Raw genomic sequence first — 15504 nt, 5'->3', positions numbered from 1 at the left:
TGAGCGGAAATGAAAATTTCACGCTCCGAGCCTGGCTTTCCACTCTCCTCGGCAATCCATGCCGGATTGCTCCTGGCCGCGCTCGTCTTCTTTTCCGACGCCAAGAAATTCGACGATGCGGTCGAGATGTTTCCCGTTGAGGTCGTCAGCGATAGCGACCTGACGCAAATCATGAAGGGCGAGAAGACCGCCCGCGAGATCAAGCCGACGCCGCGCGTCGACAAGGTCGCTCCCGAAACAGAGACGAAGCCCGAGCCTCCGCTCGCGGAAGCGAAGAAGGATATCGCCACGCCGCCCCCAAGCGCGCGTCCGCTGCCGGAGCCGAGCGCTGATGAGGCGGCGCCTGCCCCGGCAAAGCGCGCCGATGCTCTCCCGCCAAAGCCGGAGCCGCCGCCGAAGTCCGAAGAAAAACCGGAGCCGAAACCGGCTGCAAAGCCAAAAGCTGCGGCGCCGGAACCGGAGAAAAAAGAGCCAGAGCCGGACGAAGCTGAGGTCATAAAGCCCAAGCCGCCCAGCCGCCCCAAGCCCGACACTACGGCAAAGGAAGCCGCGACCCAGGAAAAACCCAAGGAGCGGCTGAAGATCGACGAGGTGGCGAAGCTCCTCGAAAGCAAGAAGCAACAAGAAAAACCCGAGCGCGAAAAATCGATCGGCGAACTGGCCGAAAAGGCGGTTAAGGAGTCAAAGCCGAAGTCGGGCGACGAGAGCGCGCCGAAAACGAAATTCGACGCTGCAAGCATCGAGAAATTGTTGAGCCGCGAAACGCCGCAGCGCAGGGCCGCGACCGGCGTAGCCCCGCAAACCGCGGCGCTTGGCGCGCCGACCGGAACGGCGGCCAAAATGTCGGCTTCGATGGAGGCGCGCATCGCCGCCTACATCCACGATCACTATTATCCGTGCTGGGCGTCGGGCCTGTCACTCGGCGCGCAGACCTATACGCCGATCGTCGAGTTCCATCTTTCGCGCGAAGGCGAACTCGAAGGCCGTCCGAAACTGCTGAACGCCTCGGCGAGCGCGACCGAGCACGCTCGCGGCGAACAGGCGGTGCAGGCGGTGCGCCGTTGCAGCCCGATGCGCATTCCGCCCGAGTTCATGCCCTACTACGAAGAGGCGCTGCACGAAGTCACGATCCGCTTCCAGGATGCGAATTAGTGAGACGCCTGATCTGCTCCTCATCGCTTGAGAGACCCCTCGCATGACTGCTCAATTCACCCGCCGCGCAGCCGCCGGCCTTATCGCTAGCGCAGCTTTCGCTCCGCTCTTTCCGGCGTCATCGGCGCGCGCCGGACGCATCATCGATCTCAAGGGCGGCGGCTTTCAGCCGATCAATATCGCCGTCGCGCCCTTTGTCGGCGATGACGCCGCGCGCACCGTGACATCGGTCACGCTCAATAATTTCAAGCGCTCGGTGTTCCTCAATCCGATCGAGCCAGGGGCACTGCCGGCGAACGCCGCGCCGCCGGACGCCGCCCCCTACCTCGCCGCCTTCAAGGCGGTGAACGCGCAGTTTGTCCTGACGGGCCGTTCGCAACGCGCTGGCGACGGACGGCTGAAAACTGAGTTCCGACTTTTCGACGTGACGACGGGCGAGCAGGTCGCCGGTCAACAATATGTAACCGACGCCGCCAATATGCGGCGCGTCGCGCATCTCCTCTCAGACGCCGTGTTCACCCGCATCACCGGCGAAAAGGGATTTTTCGACACGCGCGTCGTCTTCGTCGATGAAACGGGCTCCAAGGACCACCGACGCAAGCGCCTCGCCATGATGGATCAGGACGGCGCCAATGTGCGCTATCTGACGCGCGGCGACGAGCTCGTCGTCACGCCGCGATTCTCGCCGAACTCGCTCGACGTCACCTACATGTCCTTCGGCGCCGACGGCGATCCCAAAGTGCTGTTGATGAATATTGAAAACAGCCAGCGCGAAGTCGTCGGCAATTTCCCGGGCATGACCTTCTCGCCGCGATTCTCGCCCGACGGACAGAAGATCATCATGTCGCTGTCGCAGGGCTCCACGACCAATCTTTACACAATGGATCTGCGCTCGCGAGCGACGACGCGTCTGACCGACACCGGCGCCATCGACACCGCGCCCTCTTACGCTCCCGACGGCTCGCGCATCGTCTTTGAGAGCGATCGCGGCGGCTCGCAGCAGATTTACGTGATGGGCGCGCATGGCGGCGAGGCGAAGCGCATCTCCTTCGGCGGCGGACGCTATTCGACGCCGGTCTGGTCGCCCAAAGGCGACTATATCGCCTTCACCAAGCAGAACGCCGGCAATTTCGCCATCGGCGTGATGAAGACCGACGGCTCGGGCGAACGCATTCTCACCGAAGGCTTCCACAATGAAGGCCCGACCTGGGCGCCGAACGGTCTCTTCCTGATGTTCTTTCGCGACTCTAGCGGCGGCGGCGGACCTAGAATCTACATGGTCGACGTTTTCGGACGCTCGGAGACTCAAGTGCCGACGCCGAGCTTCGCAAGCGATCCCGCTTGGGGCCCTCTGCAGGATTGAGGCTCGGCGCTTTTTTTGACTAGACTGCTGGGCGAATCTCTTCGACGCCATGCGCGCCAGCCATCAGTATGACCAAACCCGTTCGCATAGACGAAAGCTGGCGCAAACATCTCGCGCGCGAATTCGAACAGCCCTATTTCGGCGAGCTGCGGGAATTTGTCCGCGGCGAATATGCGGCCCGTCGAATCTATCCGCCGGCGTCGCAGATTTTTCGCGCTTTCGATGAATGTCCGTTCGACGGCGTGAAAGTCGTCATCCTCGGACAAGACCCCTATCACGGCGCCGGACAGGCCTGCGGTCTTTGCTTCGCCGTCGGCGCCAGCACGCCGCCGCCGCCCTCGCTACAAAACATCTTCAAGGAAATTGAAGCCGATCTCGGACATCCTATCTCGCGCGATCCCGATCTTTCGCGCTGGGCGCGACAGGGCGTGCTGCTTCTCAACGCCACGCTGACCGTACGCGAGAACGCCGCCGGCTCGCATCAGAACAAGGGCTGGGAGCAATTCACCGACGCCGCCATTCACGCGTTGTCGCGCGAACGCGAATGCGTCGTCTTCATGCTGTGGGGCTCTTACGCCCGGCGCAAGGGCGCAGGAATCGATCGGCGCAGACATCTCGTGCTCGAATGCGCGCATCCATCGCCGCTTTCGGCCCACAACGGCTTTTTCGGCTGCAAGCATTTCTCCAAGGCGAACAACTATCTCGCCGCCCACGGCCAAACGCCGATCGAGTGGTGAGGCGTAATGTCATTCCCGACGCTTCGCGGTAGCGAAGCGATCGGGAATCCAGAAAAATGTCGGTATTCTTGCATCTGCTCTGGATTCCCGGTCAGGCCTTCGGCCTGCCGAGAATGACATGCCGCCAAGCGAACGAATCAGCCGCCATTCGCTTTCGCCGCCGCTTCGTGAATTTTGAGCAGCTCTTCATCGGTCTGGGCGACGCGCGCGAAGCAAGGCCGTGTTGTGATGCGCTCGACATAGGCTGAGATTTGCTCGGTTTCCGGCACGAGTCCGAAACCGACCGTCCAACGCAGCGCCGTTCCCCATAGAATATCGGCGGCGGTGAAGCGCTCGCCGAAGAGATAAGGGCCTTTCGCCAATTGCGCGTTGATCAACGCCATGACTCCGTCGAAATCGCCATAGGGACTTCTGCTTGCAGGCGCCGGCTCGCGGTTCATAGATCGATCCGTGACTGCAGGCTCGAACGCCGACCCGTAGAACACGAGCCAGCGCAGATAAGGTCCGCGCAGGGAATCGCCGATGGCCGGCGCGAGGCCTTTCTGCGGAAAGGCGTCGGCAAGATAGATGAAAATCGCGCCGAGCTCAGTGACCAGCGCGCCGTTATGCACGATCGCCGGCACTTTGCCGAGCGGATTGACTGTGAGATATTCCGGCTGGCGTTGTTCGCCGAGCTGGAAATTCAATACGCGCAGCTCGTAGGGAACGTCGAGTTCCTCGAGCAGAGTCAGCACGGCCGAGGCTCTCGTGCGCGGCGCGTGATAAAAGATCAAGCTATTGTCGTTCATTGGCTCCCTGTTCGGTCGACGCCCCGTTTGTTCTCACAGCCCAAGCTTTGCCGGACGTTGGCCGGACAATCCGGCCAGCGCAAGCAGGCGATCCGCCGGACCCTCGGGAGGATCAAGGTTCTACACACCTCTTTTGATACGTGGGGTCGTCTTCTACGACACTTTCCATCGCCGACGGCGGCGAATAAATCTAGGTGAATGACCGACAAGCCCGCTAATCCGCGCGATCTTCCGCCCGAGGAAGACGGGGCCTTCGACGAGGCCGAGAACTCCCCGGAGTCCGAGGCCGAGCCGTGCGAGGAGGCGGCCGAGGCGCCCCAGACTCCCGAGAGCGTCAAGCGCGGCGTCGACGTCATCAAGAAGCATTGGCGTCACGCGCCGAATGGTCCCGGCGTCTATCGCATGATCGCCGAAAACGGCGAGGTGCTTTACGTCGGCAAAGCGAGAAACGTTCGCAAGCGCGTCGCGAGTTACACCCGCCTCGCAGGTCACGTGAACCGCATCGCGCGGATGATCTCAGCGACAGCCTCAATGGTCTTCATTTCGGTTGAGACCGAAACCGACGCGCTATTGTTGGAAGCGAATCTCATCAAGCAGTTGAAGCCGCGCTTCAACGTGCTGATGCGCGACGACAAATCCTTTCCTTACATTCTGATCGCAAGGGATCATGAAGCGCCGCAGATTTTGAAGCACCGGGGCGCGCGCGGGCGCAAGGGCGATTATTTCGGGCCCTTCGCGAGCGTCTGGGCGGTCAATCGCGCGTTGAACGCGCTGGAGCGCGCCTTTCTCCTGCGGTCTTGCTCGCAAAGCTTTTTCGACAATCGCACGCGTCCTTGCCTGCTCTACCAGATCAAGCGCTGCTCTGGCCCCTGCACCGGCGAAATCTCGATGGAGGATTATGCCGAGCTCGTGCGCGAGGCCCGGGATTTTCTCTCCGGCAAAAGCCGCGCCGTGCGCGAGCAGTTGGCGCGCGAAATGACGGAGGCCTCCGAGCGACTGGAGTTCGAGCGGGCGGCTCGGTTGCGCGATCGAATCTCGGCGCTCTCCGCTGTTCAGGGCGCGCAAGGGATCAATCCGCGCAGCGTCGAGGAAGCCGACGTCTTCGCCATCGCAAAGGAAGCCGGACGATTCTGCATTGAGGCGTTCTTCTTTCGCGCCTATCAGAACTGGGGCAATCGTTCCTACTTCCCGCGCGCCGATGCCACGTTGTCGGAGTCAGAAGTCCTCGACGCCTTTCTCGCGCAGTTTTATCAGGAGCATCCTTCGGCGCGCTGCGTCTTTCTCTCGCATCCAATTGAAGACAGCGCGCTGCTTGAAGAGGCGCTCACCGCCCGACTCGGCCTCCGCGTCGAAGTGCTCGCGCCGCAACGGGGAGAGAAACGCGAGCTCGTGGATCATGCGCTTCACAATGCGCGGCAAGCGCTCGGCCGCAAGCTCGCGGAGGATGCAAGCCAGCAGCGTCTGCTCGCAGCGCTCGGTCAGGCCTTCAGTTTAGCCTCAGCGCCGCGGCGCATCGAAGTTTACGACAATTCCCATATCGGCGGCGCGCAGGCGATCGGCGCGATGATCGTCGCCGGCCCCGCAGGGTTTATGAAGGCCCACTACCGTACCTTCAACATCAGGAGTGCCGATATCACGCCGGGCGACGACTTCGGCATGATGCGCGAAGTGCTGACCCGCAGGTTCGCGCGGCTCGCCAAGGAGGGCGAGAGGGATCAAGAGTGCGACGCCTTTCCGTCACGGCCCGACCTCATCCTGATCGACGGCGGACGCGGCCAATTCGATGTGGCGCGGGAGGTGTTACGCAGCCTTGAAGTCGAAGGCGTCGTCGTCGCTTCGATCGCCAAGGGCGCGGATCGCAACGCCGGTCGCGAGACATTCTTCATCGAAGGGCGAGAGCCGTTTCGCCTGCCGCCCCATGATCCGGCGCTCTATTTCGTCCAGCGGCTGCGCGACGAGGCGCATCGCTTCGCGATCGGGACGCATCGCGCGCGGCGCAAGAAAGAATTCACCAAGAATCCGCTCGATGAGATCGCCGGCGTCGGTCCGGCCCGCAAGCGCGCGCTGCTTCTAGCGTTCGGCTCGGCGAAGGCGGTATCGAAAGCCGCGCTGTCTGACCTCGAGAAAGTGCCCGGCGTCAACAAGGCGACGGCGCGCCTCGTCTATGACCATTTCCAGCGCGAGTGACGCGCTTAAATCTCGACCTGGCCGCCGAGTTCAACGACGCGTCCCGGCGGAATCTGAAAGAACTCCGTCGCTGGAAGCGCATTACGGTGCAGGAACTGGTATATTTGCAATTTGAACTTTCGCCATTTCGACAATCCAGTCGGGACGATCGTTAGTCGACCGACGAAGAAGGATGTCTCCATCATATTGAAATGGAATGGGACTGAAAGCGATTCAAGAAGCAGCGCGCGAGGGACGTCTGGCTGCTCCATAAAGCCGTAGCGAACATTGATCGCATAGAAGTCGGCTTCAAGCGGCGTTGTCTCAACGCGTTGCGAAGGATCGACGCGCGGGACTTGCTCGGTCTCCACGTGCAAGAGCACGACGCGTTCATGCAGGACCTTATTGTGCTTGAGATTATGCAACAGCGGCACTGGAACGACGTCGATGCGGCTAGACATATAGACCGCGGCGCCCTTGACGCGTGACTTACCACGAAACTGCGCAATAAAACTCGATAGCGGGAGAGTGTCGCGCTCCAGAGCGGCGCGCATGTCGGCATAGCCTTCCGCCCAGCAACTCATCAGAAAATACAACAGGGCGGCGGTGACGAGCGGAATCCAGCCGCCCTCAAAGAATTTCACCATGTTGGCGGCGACGAAGGAGCCGTCGACAAAAATGAAAACGCCGGCCAACGCCAAGCTGACGACCATGCTCCAGCGCCAGACTTCTCGCATGGCGATGAACATCAGAATGCTCGTCAGCAACATCGTCAAAGAGACGGCGATCCCGAACGCTGCGGCAAGATGTTCTGACGAGCGGAAGGAAACGGTGAGGATCAAAGTGAGCGCCATCAACGCCCAATTGACGAAGCCGACGTAGATTTGACCGTAGCTCTCCTCGGAGGTCTGCACGATATGGATGCGCGGCAGCAATCCTAGTTGGATCGCCTGGCGCGTCATCGAGAAGGCGCCGGTTATGATTGACTGGCTGGCGATCACGGTCGCGATTGTCGCAAGACCCACAAGCGGCAGTTGCAACGCCGGAGGACAAAGATCGAAGAATGGGTTGGCGGACGCCGAGGGCGGACTTTCGACAAGAAGCGCGGTCTGACCCGCGTAATTAAGCAGCAGCGCCGGCAGGACGAGGCCATACCAAGCAAGCCGGACTGGGCCGCGACCGAAATGACCCATGTCCGCGTATAGGGCCTCGGCGCCTGTGGCGCAGAGGAACACGGCGCCAAGCAGCAGAAATCCAGCCAACCCATGCGTAGCGAGATAGCCCATGCCAACGGCAGGATTGAGCCCCCAAAGCACGTCTGGATATCTAGCGACGCCGACGAGGCCCAAAGCGCCAACGACCAGAAACCACAACGTCATGACGGGGCCGAAAAACTTTGAGATGCGCGCCGTGCCTTGCGACTGAAAGCTGAAGAGACAGATGAGAACCACGGCGGAGATTGGCGCGACGTAAGGTGTGATCGCAGGCGCCGGCGTCTTCAATCCTTCGATCGCGCTTAGGACAGAGATCGCTGGCGTGATGGCGCCGTCGCCAAAGAGCAGCGCGGCGCCGAGCATTCCGATGGCGATAACGAAAGGACGGCGTCCGTGTTTGACGCCAAGCAGCGATATCAGCGCGAGAATGCCTCCTTCGCCCTCGTTGTCGGCGCGCATAATGACGGCGACATATTTGATCGACGTGATGATGATGAGCGTCCAGACGATCAGCGAGAACATGCCGAGCGCCTCTTCCGGCGTCATGGCGCCGCCGGACCATTCGACCGCGGTCTTAATCGTATAAAGCGGGCTTGTGCCGATATCGCCGTAGACGATGCCCAAGGCGCCGAGCGCCAGCGCGCCAAGACGCGCCCTTTGGCTTTCCGCGGCCGCCTTATCAAGCATCACGCCCCCCAATCCATACGAGGTCGATCGACCCAATGCGCGGCCTCCAGCACTTAGCAAAGGCGCATATTTTCAATGGCCGGTAAAAATCTTGCCTATGCGAAGCTTAAATCGCGCATAGTCGCCCGTAGCGGCCTTTTCTCGAATCCTTTATGACGTGCATCGCAAATACGGCGAATAGCGGCAAACCTACTGGCCGCCGCAGGAGACGTCGCCCTCCTGACATGTCAGCTGATGCTGCAGCCTTTTCGTCTGCTGCACTGTCAAATCCGTTAGACACTGCCAAAGCATCATACCGTGAATGCTGCCGCCGGTCGTTCCCATTGTTTCAAATTCGCATTGCGCATCCCGATATTTGATCCAGGACTTTTGCGCCTCGCGCAATTTCGGCCCGCCGGCCGCGCTTACCTTGCCGAGCAGCTTTGCGTAAACGGCGTTGAGTTCGGCGTCGGCATGCTTGAAATTTTCGCCCGCGCACAAATTCATTGCCGTCTGCGTATTGAGACCGCTGCAATCTTTCGCGACCGCTAAGCCCAACCAATGCGCCGCAGCGACAATGGTCACGCCTATCGCGACCGGCGCTCGTAAAAGGAAGGTGTTCATTGGCGGATTCTTTCCCTTGCCCATCGCTATTGAGAGCGCGCACTCTATCCTGGTTGCCATGCCAAAGTTTCTGCGAATCCTTTATCAGGCCTACGCCAAGTTCAACCAAGACGATGGTTGGGCGATCGCCAGCTATATTGCGCTGTCGATCCTCACCTCATTGTTTCCCTTCCTTATTTTCCTGACGGCGCTTGCTGGCTTTTTCGGCTTGCAGGAGGAAGCGGACGCGGCGACGAAGCTTCTCTTCGAGACATGGCCGGCCAGCGTCGCGGCGCCGATTTCAAGAGAAATCCACAATGTGCTGACGCAGCCGCGCGGCGGCCTCCTGACCCTCGGCGCCGTGTTCGCAATTTATTTTTCCGCAACTGGCGTTGAAGCGCTGCGCGTCGCCCTGAACAGAGCCTATGATTCGTCCGAGAAGCGATCTTGGTGGCTGCTTCGTCTTGAGTCGATCTTATATGTTTTTCTTGGCGCGGCTTCGCTTCTCGCCATCGCCATTCTTCTTGTGCTTGCGCCCTTGGCGCGAGCGATTGCTCAGCGTTACGTTCCTTTGATCGTCGAGGAATTGCAGCCACTCTATGGGCCGGTGCGCTACGGCGTCACCACAGCTATTCTCGCCATCGCGCTTTTTGCAGCCCACAGGTATCTTCCAGCGACGCGGCGTGACGCCGCCTTCATCGCGCCTGGCTTGGCGCTGACGCTGCTCGCCTCGCTCGCCTTCGGCGCCGGCTTCGGTAATTATCTCGCGCGATTCGCCGCCAGCTATATTTCGACTTATGCGGGCCTCGCCTCCATCATGATCGCCATCGTCTTTTTGCAGCTCTCGGCCGCAATTTTCATTTACGGCGCCGAGCTCAATCAGACTATCGCGACGGACGGCAAGAACGTGGAAAACCAGGGTTAAGCGCGCCTTAACCGAGGTTTTTTACGCTGCGCCATCCGCGCGCCGTCGGCGGCGTCGCGACCAAGCGGGGCTTCTCCTCCTATGCGTAGCCATGCAACGGGCCATTTCACCGAGCAGCTTCGCGAATTCACGGCGCGCCGGCTCGCCGAGCTGCTGGGCGTCTTTTTGGTCGTGACCGCCGCGGCGCTGACATTGTCGCTCGTCAGCTGGTCGGCCCGCGATCCCTCGCTCAACCACGCGACCTCCGGCCATGTCCGCAATCTGCTCGGCGGACCAGGCGCGATCGTTTCCGATCTGCTGATGCAGCTTGTCGGCTTCGGCGCCATCGCCGCCATCGTGCCGATCGCCATGCAGGGATTGCGCCTCATGAAACGCCGACGCGTGGGCCGCGCAACCCTGCGTTTTGGTCTTTGGATCCTGGGCGTTTTGGCGACTTCCGCGACCGCGTCTCTTCTGCCCGCCACCGATCGCTGGCCGCTTCCCTCGGGTCTCGGCGGGGTTGTCGGCGACGCGATCCTCGTCGTCCCCCGTACGATCTTTGCCGGCTCGGGCGTCATGATAGCGGTCTTTGGCGTCGGGGCGGCTTTCGTCGCGATTCTCGCCGTGACCGGCGCCGCGGGGCTTGGCTTTGAGTCCGAAGCCGACATGCGCCTCCGGTCCTCCGAAGACGACGCCGGCAGACGTCCGATAGCGGACGATGAGGACGACGCCGGCGGCGAGCCAGGCGTCGCGCTGATTTCACTCGGCGCGCTCATTCATTTCGGACTTGCGTTCAAAGCCTGGGCGAAGCGGGCCGCAGGAAAGCTCAGACGCCCTACGCGAACGGCGGACCGGCCGCCGCCGCCGAGCTACCCGCGCGTCGAGCCGACCTTCGAGGAACTGGATCTTTATCCGGCATATGCGCCGCCGCGGGCGCGCAATCTCGATGAGCCTTTTGACTCAGCTGTCGCTCCGCCAGCGCCCCGCCGAACGCGGGCGCCGGCCCGCGCGCCGCAGCCCAGTTTCAATACGCGCTATGAGGCGCCGTCTCTTTCCCTGCTCGCCGAGCCGAAGAAGCAAGCGGGCGGCGTGAAGCTCTCGCAGGAGGCCCTCGAGCAGAACGCGCGTCTGCTCGAAGGCGTGCTTGAGGATTTCTCCGTCAAGGGCGACATCATCAACGTTCGCCCCGGCCCCGTCGTGACGCTCTATGAGCTTGAGCCGGCGCCCGGCATTAAGAGTTCGCGCGTCATCGGCCTTGCCGACGACATCGCCCGCTCGATGTCGGCGGTCTCCGCGCGCGTCGCCGTCGTGCCGGGCCGCAACGCCATCGGCATCGAACTGCCGAACCAGCGCCGCGAGATGGTCTATCTGCGCGAACTCATCGCCTGCGAGGATTTCGCCCGCTCCAATCACAAGCTCGCGATCGCGCTCGGCAAGACCATCGGCGGCGAGCCGGTGATCGTCGATCTCGCACGCATGCCGCATCTCTTAGTCGCCGGCACCACCGGCTCCGGCAAATCGGTCGCGATCAACACCATGATCCTGTCGCTGCTCTATCGCCTAAAACCCGAAGAGTGCCGGCTGATCATGGTCGATCCGAAAATGCTGGAGCTCTCCGTCTACGACAATATTCCGCATCTCCTCACCCCCGTCGTCACCGACCCCAAGAAAGCGGTGGTGGCGCTCAAATGGGCGGTGCGCGAGATGGAGGACCGCTACAAGAAAATGTCGAAGCTCGGCGTGCGCAATATCGACGGCTACAACGCCCGCGTCGCCGAGGCGCAAAAGAAAGGCGAGATGATCACCCGCACCGTGCAGACAGGCTTCGACCGCGAAACCGGCGAAGCGGTTTTCGAACATGAAGAGATGTCGCTCTCGACGCTGCCTTACATCGTCGTCATCGTCGACGAGATGGCCGATCTCATGCTCGTCGCTGGCAAGGACATCGAGGGCGCGATCCAGCGCCTCGCGCAGATGGCGCGCGCCGCTGGCATCCATCTCATCATGGCGACGCAGCGTCCCTCGGTCGATGTCATCACCGGCACGATCAAGGCGAATTTCCCCACCCGCATCTCCTTCCAGGTGACGTCGAAAATCGACAGCCGCACGATCCTCGGCGAACAGGGCGCCGAGCAGCTGCTCGGCCAGGGCGACATGCTCTACATGGCGGGCGGCGGCCGCATTTCGCGCGTGCATGGGCCTTTTGTGTCAGATCGCGAAGTCGAGGACATCGTCGCCCATGTGAAAACGCAGGGCGCGCCGCAATATCTTGACGCCATCACCTCAGAGGACGATGTCGGCGAGGATGGCGAAGCGCCCCTGCCCGGCTCGATGGACGCGGAGGAAGGCGGCGACCTCTACGACCGCGCCGTCAATATCGTGCTGCGCGACAAAAAGTGCTCGACGAGCTACATCCAACGGCGACTGTCGGTTGGCTACAACAAGGCCGCCTCCCTCGTCGAGCGCATGGAGCAGGAAGGCGTCGTCTCCGCGCCTAACCATGCCGGCAAGCGCGAAATTCTGGTTGGCGGCGGCGTTGATCGCGGCGCCTATGACATTGAGGCGGCGGAGTAAGCTTCGCCCCCATTTCCGCCAACTTATGCTAGGAAGACGGCGACAAGCTTCCCAAGAATCGGAACTCGCCGTGAAATACGCCTCCGTCGCCGCACTGATCGCCGCGCTTTCATTCTCCTTCCCGGTTTCCGCTGCAAAACTCGACCGCAACGCGCGACCGGCGCAGGGAGTCGCTCCCGCGCAGGCCGCTGAAAACGCGCCAGCCGAGGCGAAGCCTGTCGTCGCCAAGCCGGTGGATGCAAAGCCAGCCGAGGTCAAGGCTGGCGAAGGGCAGACGACCCAGGCTCAGCCTGTCGAGACCAAGCCCGGCGAAGGGGGAAAGAAGGGCGCAAAACCAGCGGCGCAGGCGCCCGCGCCGGCTACAGCCCCTACCGCCGCTGTGAATATCTTGCCTCCGGCCGCGTCAACGCCGGAGCAGCCGTTGACCCGCGCAGAGGCGATCAAGCGGGCGAACGCCTTTTTCAACGCTTCGCCGGTGATGACGGCCGATTTCGTTCAGATCGGCGGTGACGGGAAGCGTTCGGAAGGCCGACTACACGTTCAGCGCGCCGGCCGCGTTCGCTTCGAATACGCTGAACCCGCCACGATGGAGGTCGTCGCCGACGGCGCGCAGGTCGCCGTGCGCGACCGCAAGCTTAACACCCAGGACCTCTATTTCATCACGCAGACGCCGCTCAAATTCCTGATGAAAGACAAGATCGACCTGGAGAAGGACGTCACCGTCGAGGATGTGAAGGTTGAGGACTCCGGCGTCACCATCTTTATCGAGGACAAGGCGACCTTCGGCGGCACGTCACACGTGCGCCTCATCTTCGACCCCAAGACCTTCAAGTTGAAGCAGTGGCAGGTGAAGGACCCGCAGGGGTACGAAACGCTGATCTCTGTCTTCAACATCGATCAGGCGAAGATTCCAGACGCGGCGCTGTTCAAGATCACGAAATAGCAGGCGCGAGATCGAAACATCTAGAGGCGGACACAGGATGTTTCTGCCTACCGCAGTAGCGCAGCTCTATGCCGCCTTCTTCTTTGGAACGAGCAACTTGCGGTTCAGCAGCGTCTCCGCGATTTGAATGGCGTTGAGCGCCGCGCCCTTGCGCAGATTGTCGGAAACGCACCACAATACGAGACCGTTGTCGACGGTGGGGTCTTCGCGGATACGCGACACATAGGTTGCGTCTTCTCCCGCCGCCTCATGCGGCGTGATGTAGCCGCCGGCTTCGCGCTTGTCGATCACAAGCAGGCCAGGCGCCGCGCGCAGGATGTCGCGCGCCTCGTCGGCCGAAATCGGCTTTTCGAATTCGATATTCACCGCTTCCGAATGGCCGATAAAGACAGGCACGCGCACGCAGGTCGCGACGAGCTTGATCTTGGGATCCAAGATCTTCTTCGTCTCCGCGACCATCTTCCACTCTTCCTTGGTGAAGCCGTCCTCCATGAAGACGTCGATCTGCGGAATGAGGTTGAAGGCGATGCGCTTTGGGAATTTTTTCGCTTCGACAGGATTGGAGACGAAAACCGAGCGCGTCTGCGCGAAGAGTTCGTCCATGCCTTCCTTGCCGGCGCCTGAGACCGATTGATAGGTCGAAACGACGACGCGCTTGATCGTCGCCGCGTCATGGAGAGGCTTCAGCGCGACGACCAACTGCGCGGTCGAGCAGTTCGGATTGGCGATGATGTTCTTCTTGGTGAATCCCGCTGCGGCGCCGGCGTTCACCTCCGGCACCACCAGCGGCACGTCAGGGTCCATGCGCCAGGCAGACGAATTGTCGATGACGACGCAACCCTGCGCGCCGATCTTGGGCGCCCATTCCTTCGAGACAGAACCGCCGGCAGACATCAGACAAATATCGACGTCGGAGAAATCGTATGAGTCGAGCGCTTTGCACTTCAGCGTCCTGTCGCCGAAGGAGACCTCCGTCCCGACTGAGCGCGACGACGCGAGCGCGACGACTTCCGACACGGGGAAACGGCGCTCGGCGAGAATATCCAGCATCTCGCGGCCCACGTTGCCCGTAGCGCCGACGACCGCGACCTTATACGCCATGATCAAACTCCAGCCGGTCGACCCGGCGTCTGTGACTTAGAAAGGAAGGCCGACGGACATGTTCCCGGAAGGCGACACGCCGATGGGCATGGCGCCGCTTGGCGAACTGGGCGTTTCTTCTTCCTTCTTTTTTCCAGGCGGCGCCTTGCCGGGCGACCAGCCTTCGAGCTCGCCAAACTGACGATCGCCGCTGCCCTGCTTTTGTTGGCCAGCGCCTTGAGATTGCTGCGCCTTGGCCTTCTTAGGCTTCGGCTGCGCCGAGACGGATCCGGAAGCGTCGAGCGCTCCGGGATCGACCTGGAGCTGCTGCGCCGAAGCGGCCTGCAGGCCCGCAGCGATCAGGAAAGCGGCAAGAACAAAAAGACGGGCGCTGGTCCGCATGGCGCAGATCTCCGAAAGGGTTTGAATGCGTCCTAAACCGGCGGCGCGGCGGGATCAAGGCGCTCGCCTGGACGGCCCAGTTTGTCGAAGGTCTGGTCGCCGCTACCTAACCTCCGCTGGATGTTGTCGATGGAGGATCGAGATGAGCGACACAGGCATTCTCACCGTCCTGACGCTTGCAACCTCGGTCGCGATCATCGCGCTGATCCTTCTGGAATTGCGCAGCGCGCTCCTTATGCCCCCGTGGACGGCGCGCGACCGCGATAGAGTCGTAAACGCCTTTTCGATTGTGCTCATCGGCTGGTTCCTGGCCGCGGCCGTCTCGGCCTGGCTTGGCGCTTACCGCGCCGCTCCAGGAGAAATGCCCACGATCCAATACGCGCTTTTCACCCCGATCATCATCGGCGCATGGCTGATCTGGCGCTCTCCGACAATCGGAATGATCATCGACGCGATCCCGCAGCAATGGCTGGTGGGCGTCCAAATATTTCGCATTCTCGGCGGGATATTCTTGGTCCTTTACGCAATGGGAAAGATGCCCGGCGTGTTCGCGTGGCCAGCGGGAACCGGCGACCTGCTCGTGGGCGTCCTCGCTGCGGTGATTGCGGTCGCTTACGCACGCGGACTGCGCGTGAATTCAAATCTGGTCATGTTGTGGAATATTCTCGGCCTCGCGGACCTCATCATCGCCGTTGCAACGGGATTCGCCAGTTCGCCATCAGCAATTCAGGCGACGGCGTTCGATCGGCCGAACGAGCTGATCACAATGTTCCCGCTCGCGCTGGTTCCCGCTTTCCTCGTTCCGCTATGGATATTGCTGCATATCGCGTCGCTGACGAAATTGCGCCGGGGCGCGGCAATCGACAAGAAGCCGCCTCACGGCGTCGCGATGTCGCACATGTGACGCGGCGG

General features: G+C 61.6%; 13 protein-coding genes. 8 read left to right on the top strand and 5 right to left on the bottom strand.

The window, feature by feature from the left end:
- Positions 1 to 9: 9 nt before the first annotated feature.
- From FEV16_RS03605 to ung, 3 genes are all read left to right on the top strand, one after another.
- Positions 10 to 1152 carry a cell envelope biogenesis protein TolA gene (locus FEV16_RS03605; protein WP_138166199.1) on the top strand — a complete coding sequence of 381 codons (1143 nt, stop codon included), beginning with the start codon at positions 10 to 12 and terminating at the stop codon, positions 1150 to 1152.
- A 43-nt stretch (positions 1153 to 1195) separates the two neighbouring features.
- A complete protein-coding gene (gene tolB, locus FEV16_RS03600; protein ID WP_138166198.1) occupies positions 1196 to 2515 on the top strand; it encodes a Tol-Pal system beta propeller repeat protein TolB in 1320 nt (439 codons plus the stop codon).
- A 68-nt stretch (positions 2516 to 2583) separates the two neighbouring features.
- Entirely contained in the window at positions 2584 to 3252 is a 669-nt protein-coding gene (gene ung / locus FEV16_RS03595; RefSeq protein WP_138166197.1) for a uracil-DNA glycosylase, read from the top strand.
- A gap of 137 nt (positions 3253 to 3389) precedes the next feature.
- Here the strand turns inward: ung and FEV16_RS03590 are convergent, their stop codons facing one another.
- Positions 3390 to 4040 carry a glutathione S-transferase family protein gene (locus tag FEV16_RS03590; protein ID WP_138166196.1) on the bottom strand — a complete coding sequence of 217 codons (651 nt, stop codon included), beginning with the start codon at positions 4038 to 4040 and terminating at the stop codon, positions 3390 to 3392.
- A gap of 198 nt (positions 4041 to 4238) precedes the next feature.
- Between FEV16_RS03590 and uvrC the strand changes: the two genes are divergently transcribed.
- Positions 4239 to 6227, top strand: coding sequence for an excinuclease ABC subunit UvrC (uvrC, locus tag FEV16_RS03585; protein ID WP_138166195.1), 1989 nt, complete (start codon positions 4239 to 4241; stop codon positions 6225 to 6227).
- 5 nt (positions 6228 to 6232) lie between these two features.
- Here the strand turns inward: uvrC and FEV16_RS03580 are convergent, their stop codons facing one another.
- The gene (locus tag FEV16_RS03580; RefSeq protein WP_171015121.1) at positions 6233 to 8107 is read right to left on the bottom strand and encodes a potassium transporter Kup; all 1875 of its coding nucleotides are present in this window, start codon (positions 8105 to 8107) and stop codon (positions 6233 to 6235) included.
- Between the two features lie 189 nt (positions 8108 to 8296).
- Positions 8297 to 8710: a lysozyme inhibitor LprI family protein gene (locus FEV16_RS03575; RefSeq protein ID WP_138166194.1), complete on the bottom strand. Its 414-nt coding sequence runs from the start codon at positions 8708 to 8710 to the stop codon at positions 8297 to 8299.
- Between the two features lie 58 nt (positions 8711 to 8768).
- On the opposite strand from FEV16_RS03575, the gene FEV16_RS03570 reads away from it, so the two are divergent.
- The 3 genes from FEV16_RS03570 to FEV16_RS03560 all read left to right on the top strand — a co-directional run bounded on the left by FEV16_RS03570 (position 8769) and on the right by FEV16_RS03560 (position 13110).
- Positions 8769 to 9614, top strand: a complete 846-nt coding sequence (locus tag FEV16_RS03570) for a YihY/virulence factor BrkB family protein (RefSeq protein ID WP_138166193.1) — start codon at positions 8769 to 8771, stop codon at positions 9612 to 9614.
- A gap of 81 nt (positions 9615 to 9695) precedes the next feature.
- Complete coding sequence (locus FEV16_RS03565; protein ID WP_138166192.1) at positions 9696 to 12167, top strand: DNA translocase FtsK; 2472 nt, start codon at positions 9696 to 9698, stop codon at positions 12165 to 12167.
- A gap of 70 nt (positions 12168 to 12237) precedes the next feature.
- The gene (locus tag FEV16_RS03560) at positions 12238 to 13110 is read left to right on the top strand and encodes an outer-membrane lipoprotein carrier protein LolA (RefSeq protein WP_246657148.1); all 873 of its coding nucleotides are present in this window, start codon (positions 12238 to 12240) and stop codon (positions 13108 to 13110) included.
- Positions 13111 to 13176: 66 nt separating this feature from the next.
- Here the strand turns inward: FEV16_RS03560 and FEV16_RS03555 are convergent, their stop codons facing one another.
- Together FEV16_RS03555 and FEV16_RS03550 are read right to left on the bottom strand one after the other, a co-directional pair.
- The gene (locus tag FEV16_RS03555; protein ID WP_138166190.1) at positions 13177 to 14211 is read right to left on the bottom strand and encodes an aspartate-semialdehyde dehydrogenase; all 1035 of its coding nucleotides are present in this window, start codon (positions 14209 to 14211) and stop codon (positions 13177 to 13179) included.
- Between the two features lie 36 nt (positions 14212 to 14247).
- Positions 14248 to 14592, bottom strand: a complete 345-nt coding sequence (locus FEV16_RS03550; protein ID WP_138166189.1) for a hypothetical protein — start codon at positions 14590 to 14592, stop codon at positions 14248 to 14250.
- A 142-nt stretch (positions 14593 to 14734) separates the two neighbouring features.
- Between FEV16_RS03550 and FEV16_RS03545 the strand changes: the two genes are divergently transcribed.
- Positions 14735 to 15496 carry a hypothetical protein gene (locus tag FEV16_RS03545; RefSeq protein ID WP_138166188.1) on the top strand — a complete coding sequence of 254 codons (762 nt, stop codon included), beginning with the start codon at positions 14735 to 14737 and terminating at the stop codon, positions 15494 to 15496.
- Positions 15497 to 15504 lie beyond the last annotated feature (8 nt).

The sequence above is a fragment of the Methylocystis sp. B8 genome (assembly GCF_005771425.1).
Taxonomy (GTDB): domain Bacteria; phylum Pseudomonadota; class Alphaproteobacteria; order Rhizobiales; family Beijerinckiaceae; genus Methylocystis.
Note: the sequence above shows the minus strand (reverse complement) of the source record. Positions and strands in the feature narration are given on the sequence as shown.

Excerpts from the sequence above, each read along its gene's own strand:
- FEV16_RS03605 (WP_138166199.1), top strand. The coding sequence starts at position 10 with ATGAAAATTTCACGCTCCGAGCCTGGCTTTCCACTCTCCTCGGCAATC.
- tolB (WP_138166198.1), top strand. The coding sequence starts at position 1,196 with ATGACTGCTCAATTCACCCGCCGCGCAGCCGCCGGCCTTATCGCTAGC.
- ung (WP_138166197.1), top strand. The coding sequence starts at position 2,584 with ATGACCAAACCCGTTCGCATAGACGAAAGCTGGCGCAAACATCTCGCG.
- FEV16_RS03590 (WP_138166196.1), bottom strand. The coding sequence starts at position 4,040 with ATGAACGACAATAGCTTGATCTTTTATCACGCGCCGCGCACGAGAGCC.
- uvrC (WP_138166195.1), top strand. The coding sequence starts at position 4,239 with ATGACCGACAAGCCCGCTAATCCGCGCGATCTTCCGCCCGAGGAAGAC.
- FEV16_RS03580 (WP_171015121.1), bottom strand. The coding sequence starts at position 8,107 with ATGCTTGATAAGGCGGCCGCGGAAAGCCAAAGGGCGCGTCTTGGCGCG.
- FEV16_RS03575 (WP_138166194.1), bottom strand. The coding sequence starts at position 8,710 with ATGAACACCTTCCTTTTACGAGCGCCGGTCGCGATAGGCGTGACCATT.
- FEV16_RS03570 (WP_138166193.1), top strand. The coding sequence starts at position 8,769 with ATGCCAAAGTTTCTGCGAATCCTTTATCAGGCCTACGCCAAGTTCAAC.
- FEV16_RS03565 (WP_138166192.1), top strand. The coding sequence starts at position 9,696 with ATGCGTAGCCATGCAACGGGCCATTTCACCGAGCAGCTTCGCGAATTC.
- FEV16_RS03555 (WP_138166190.1), bottom strand. The coding sequence starts at position 14,211 with ATGGCGTATAAGGTCGCGGTCGTCGGCGCTACGGGCAACGTGGGCCGC.
- FEV16_RS03550 (WP_138166189.1), bottom strand. The coding sequence starts at position 14,592 with ATGCGGACCAGCGCCCGTCTTTTTGTTCTTGCCGCTTTCCTGATCGCT.
- FEV16_RS03545 (WP_138166188.1), top strand. The coding sequence starts at position 14,735 with ATGAGCGACACAGGCATTCTCACCGTCCTGACGCTTGCAACCTCGGTC.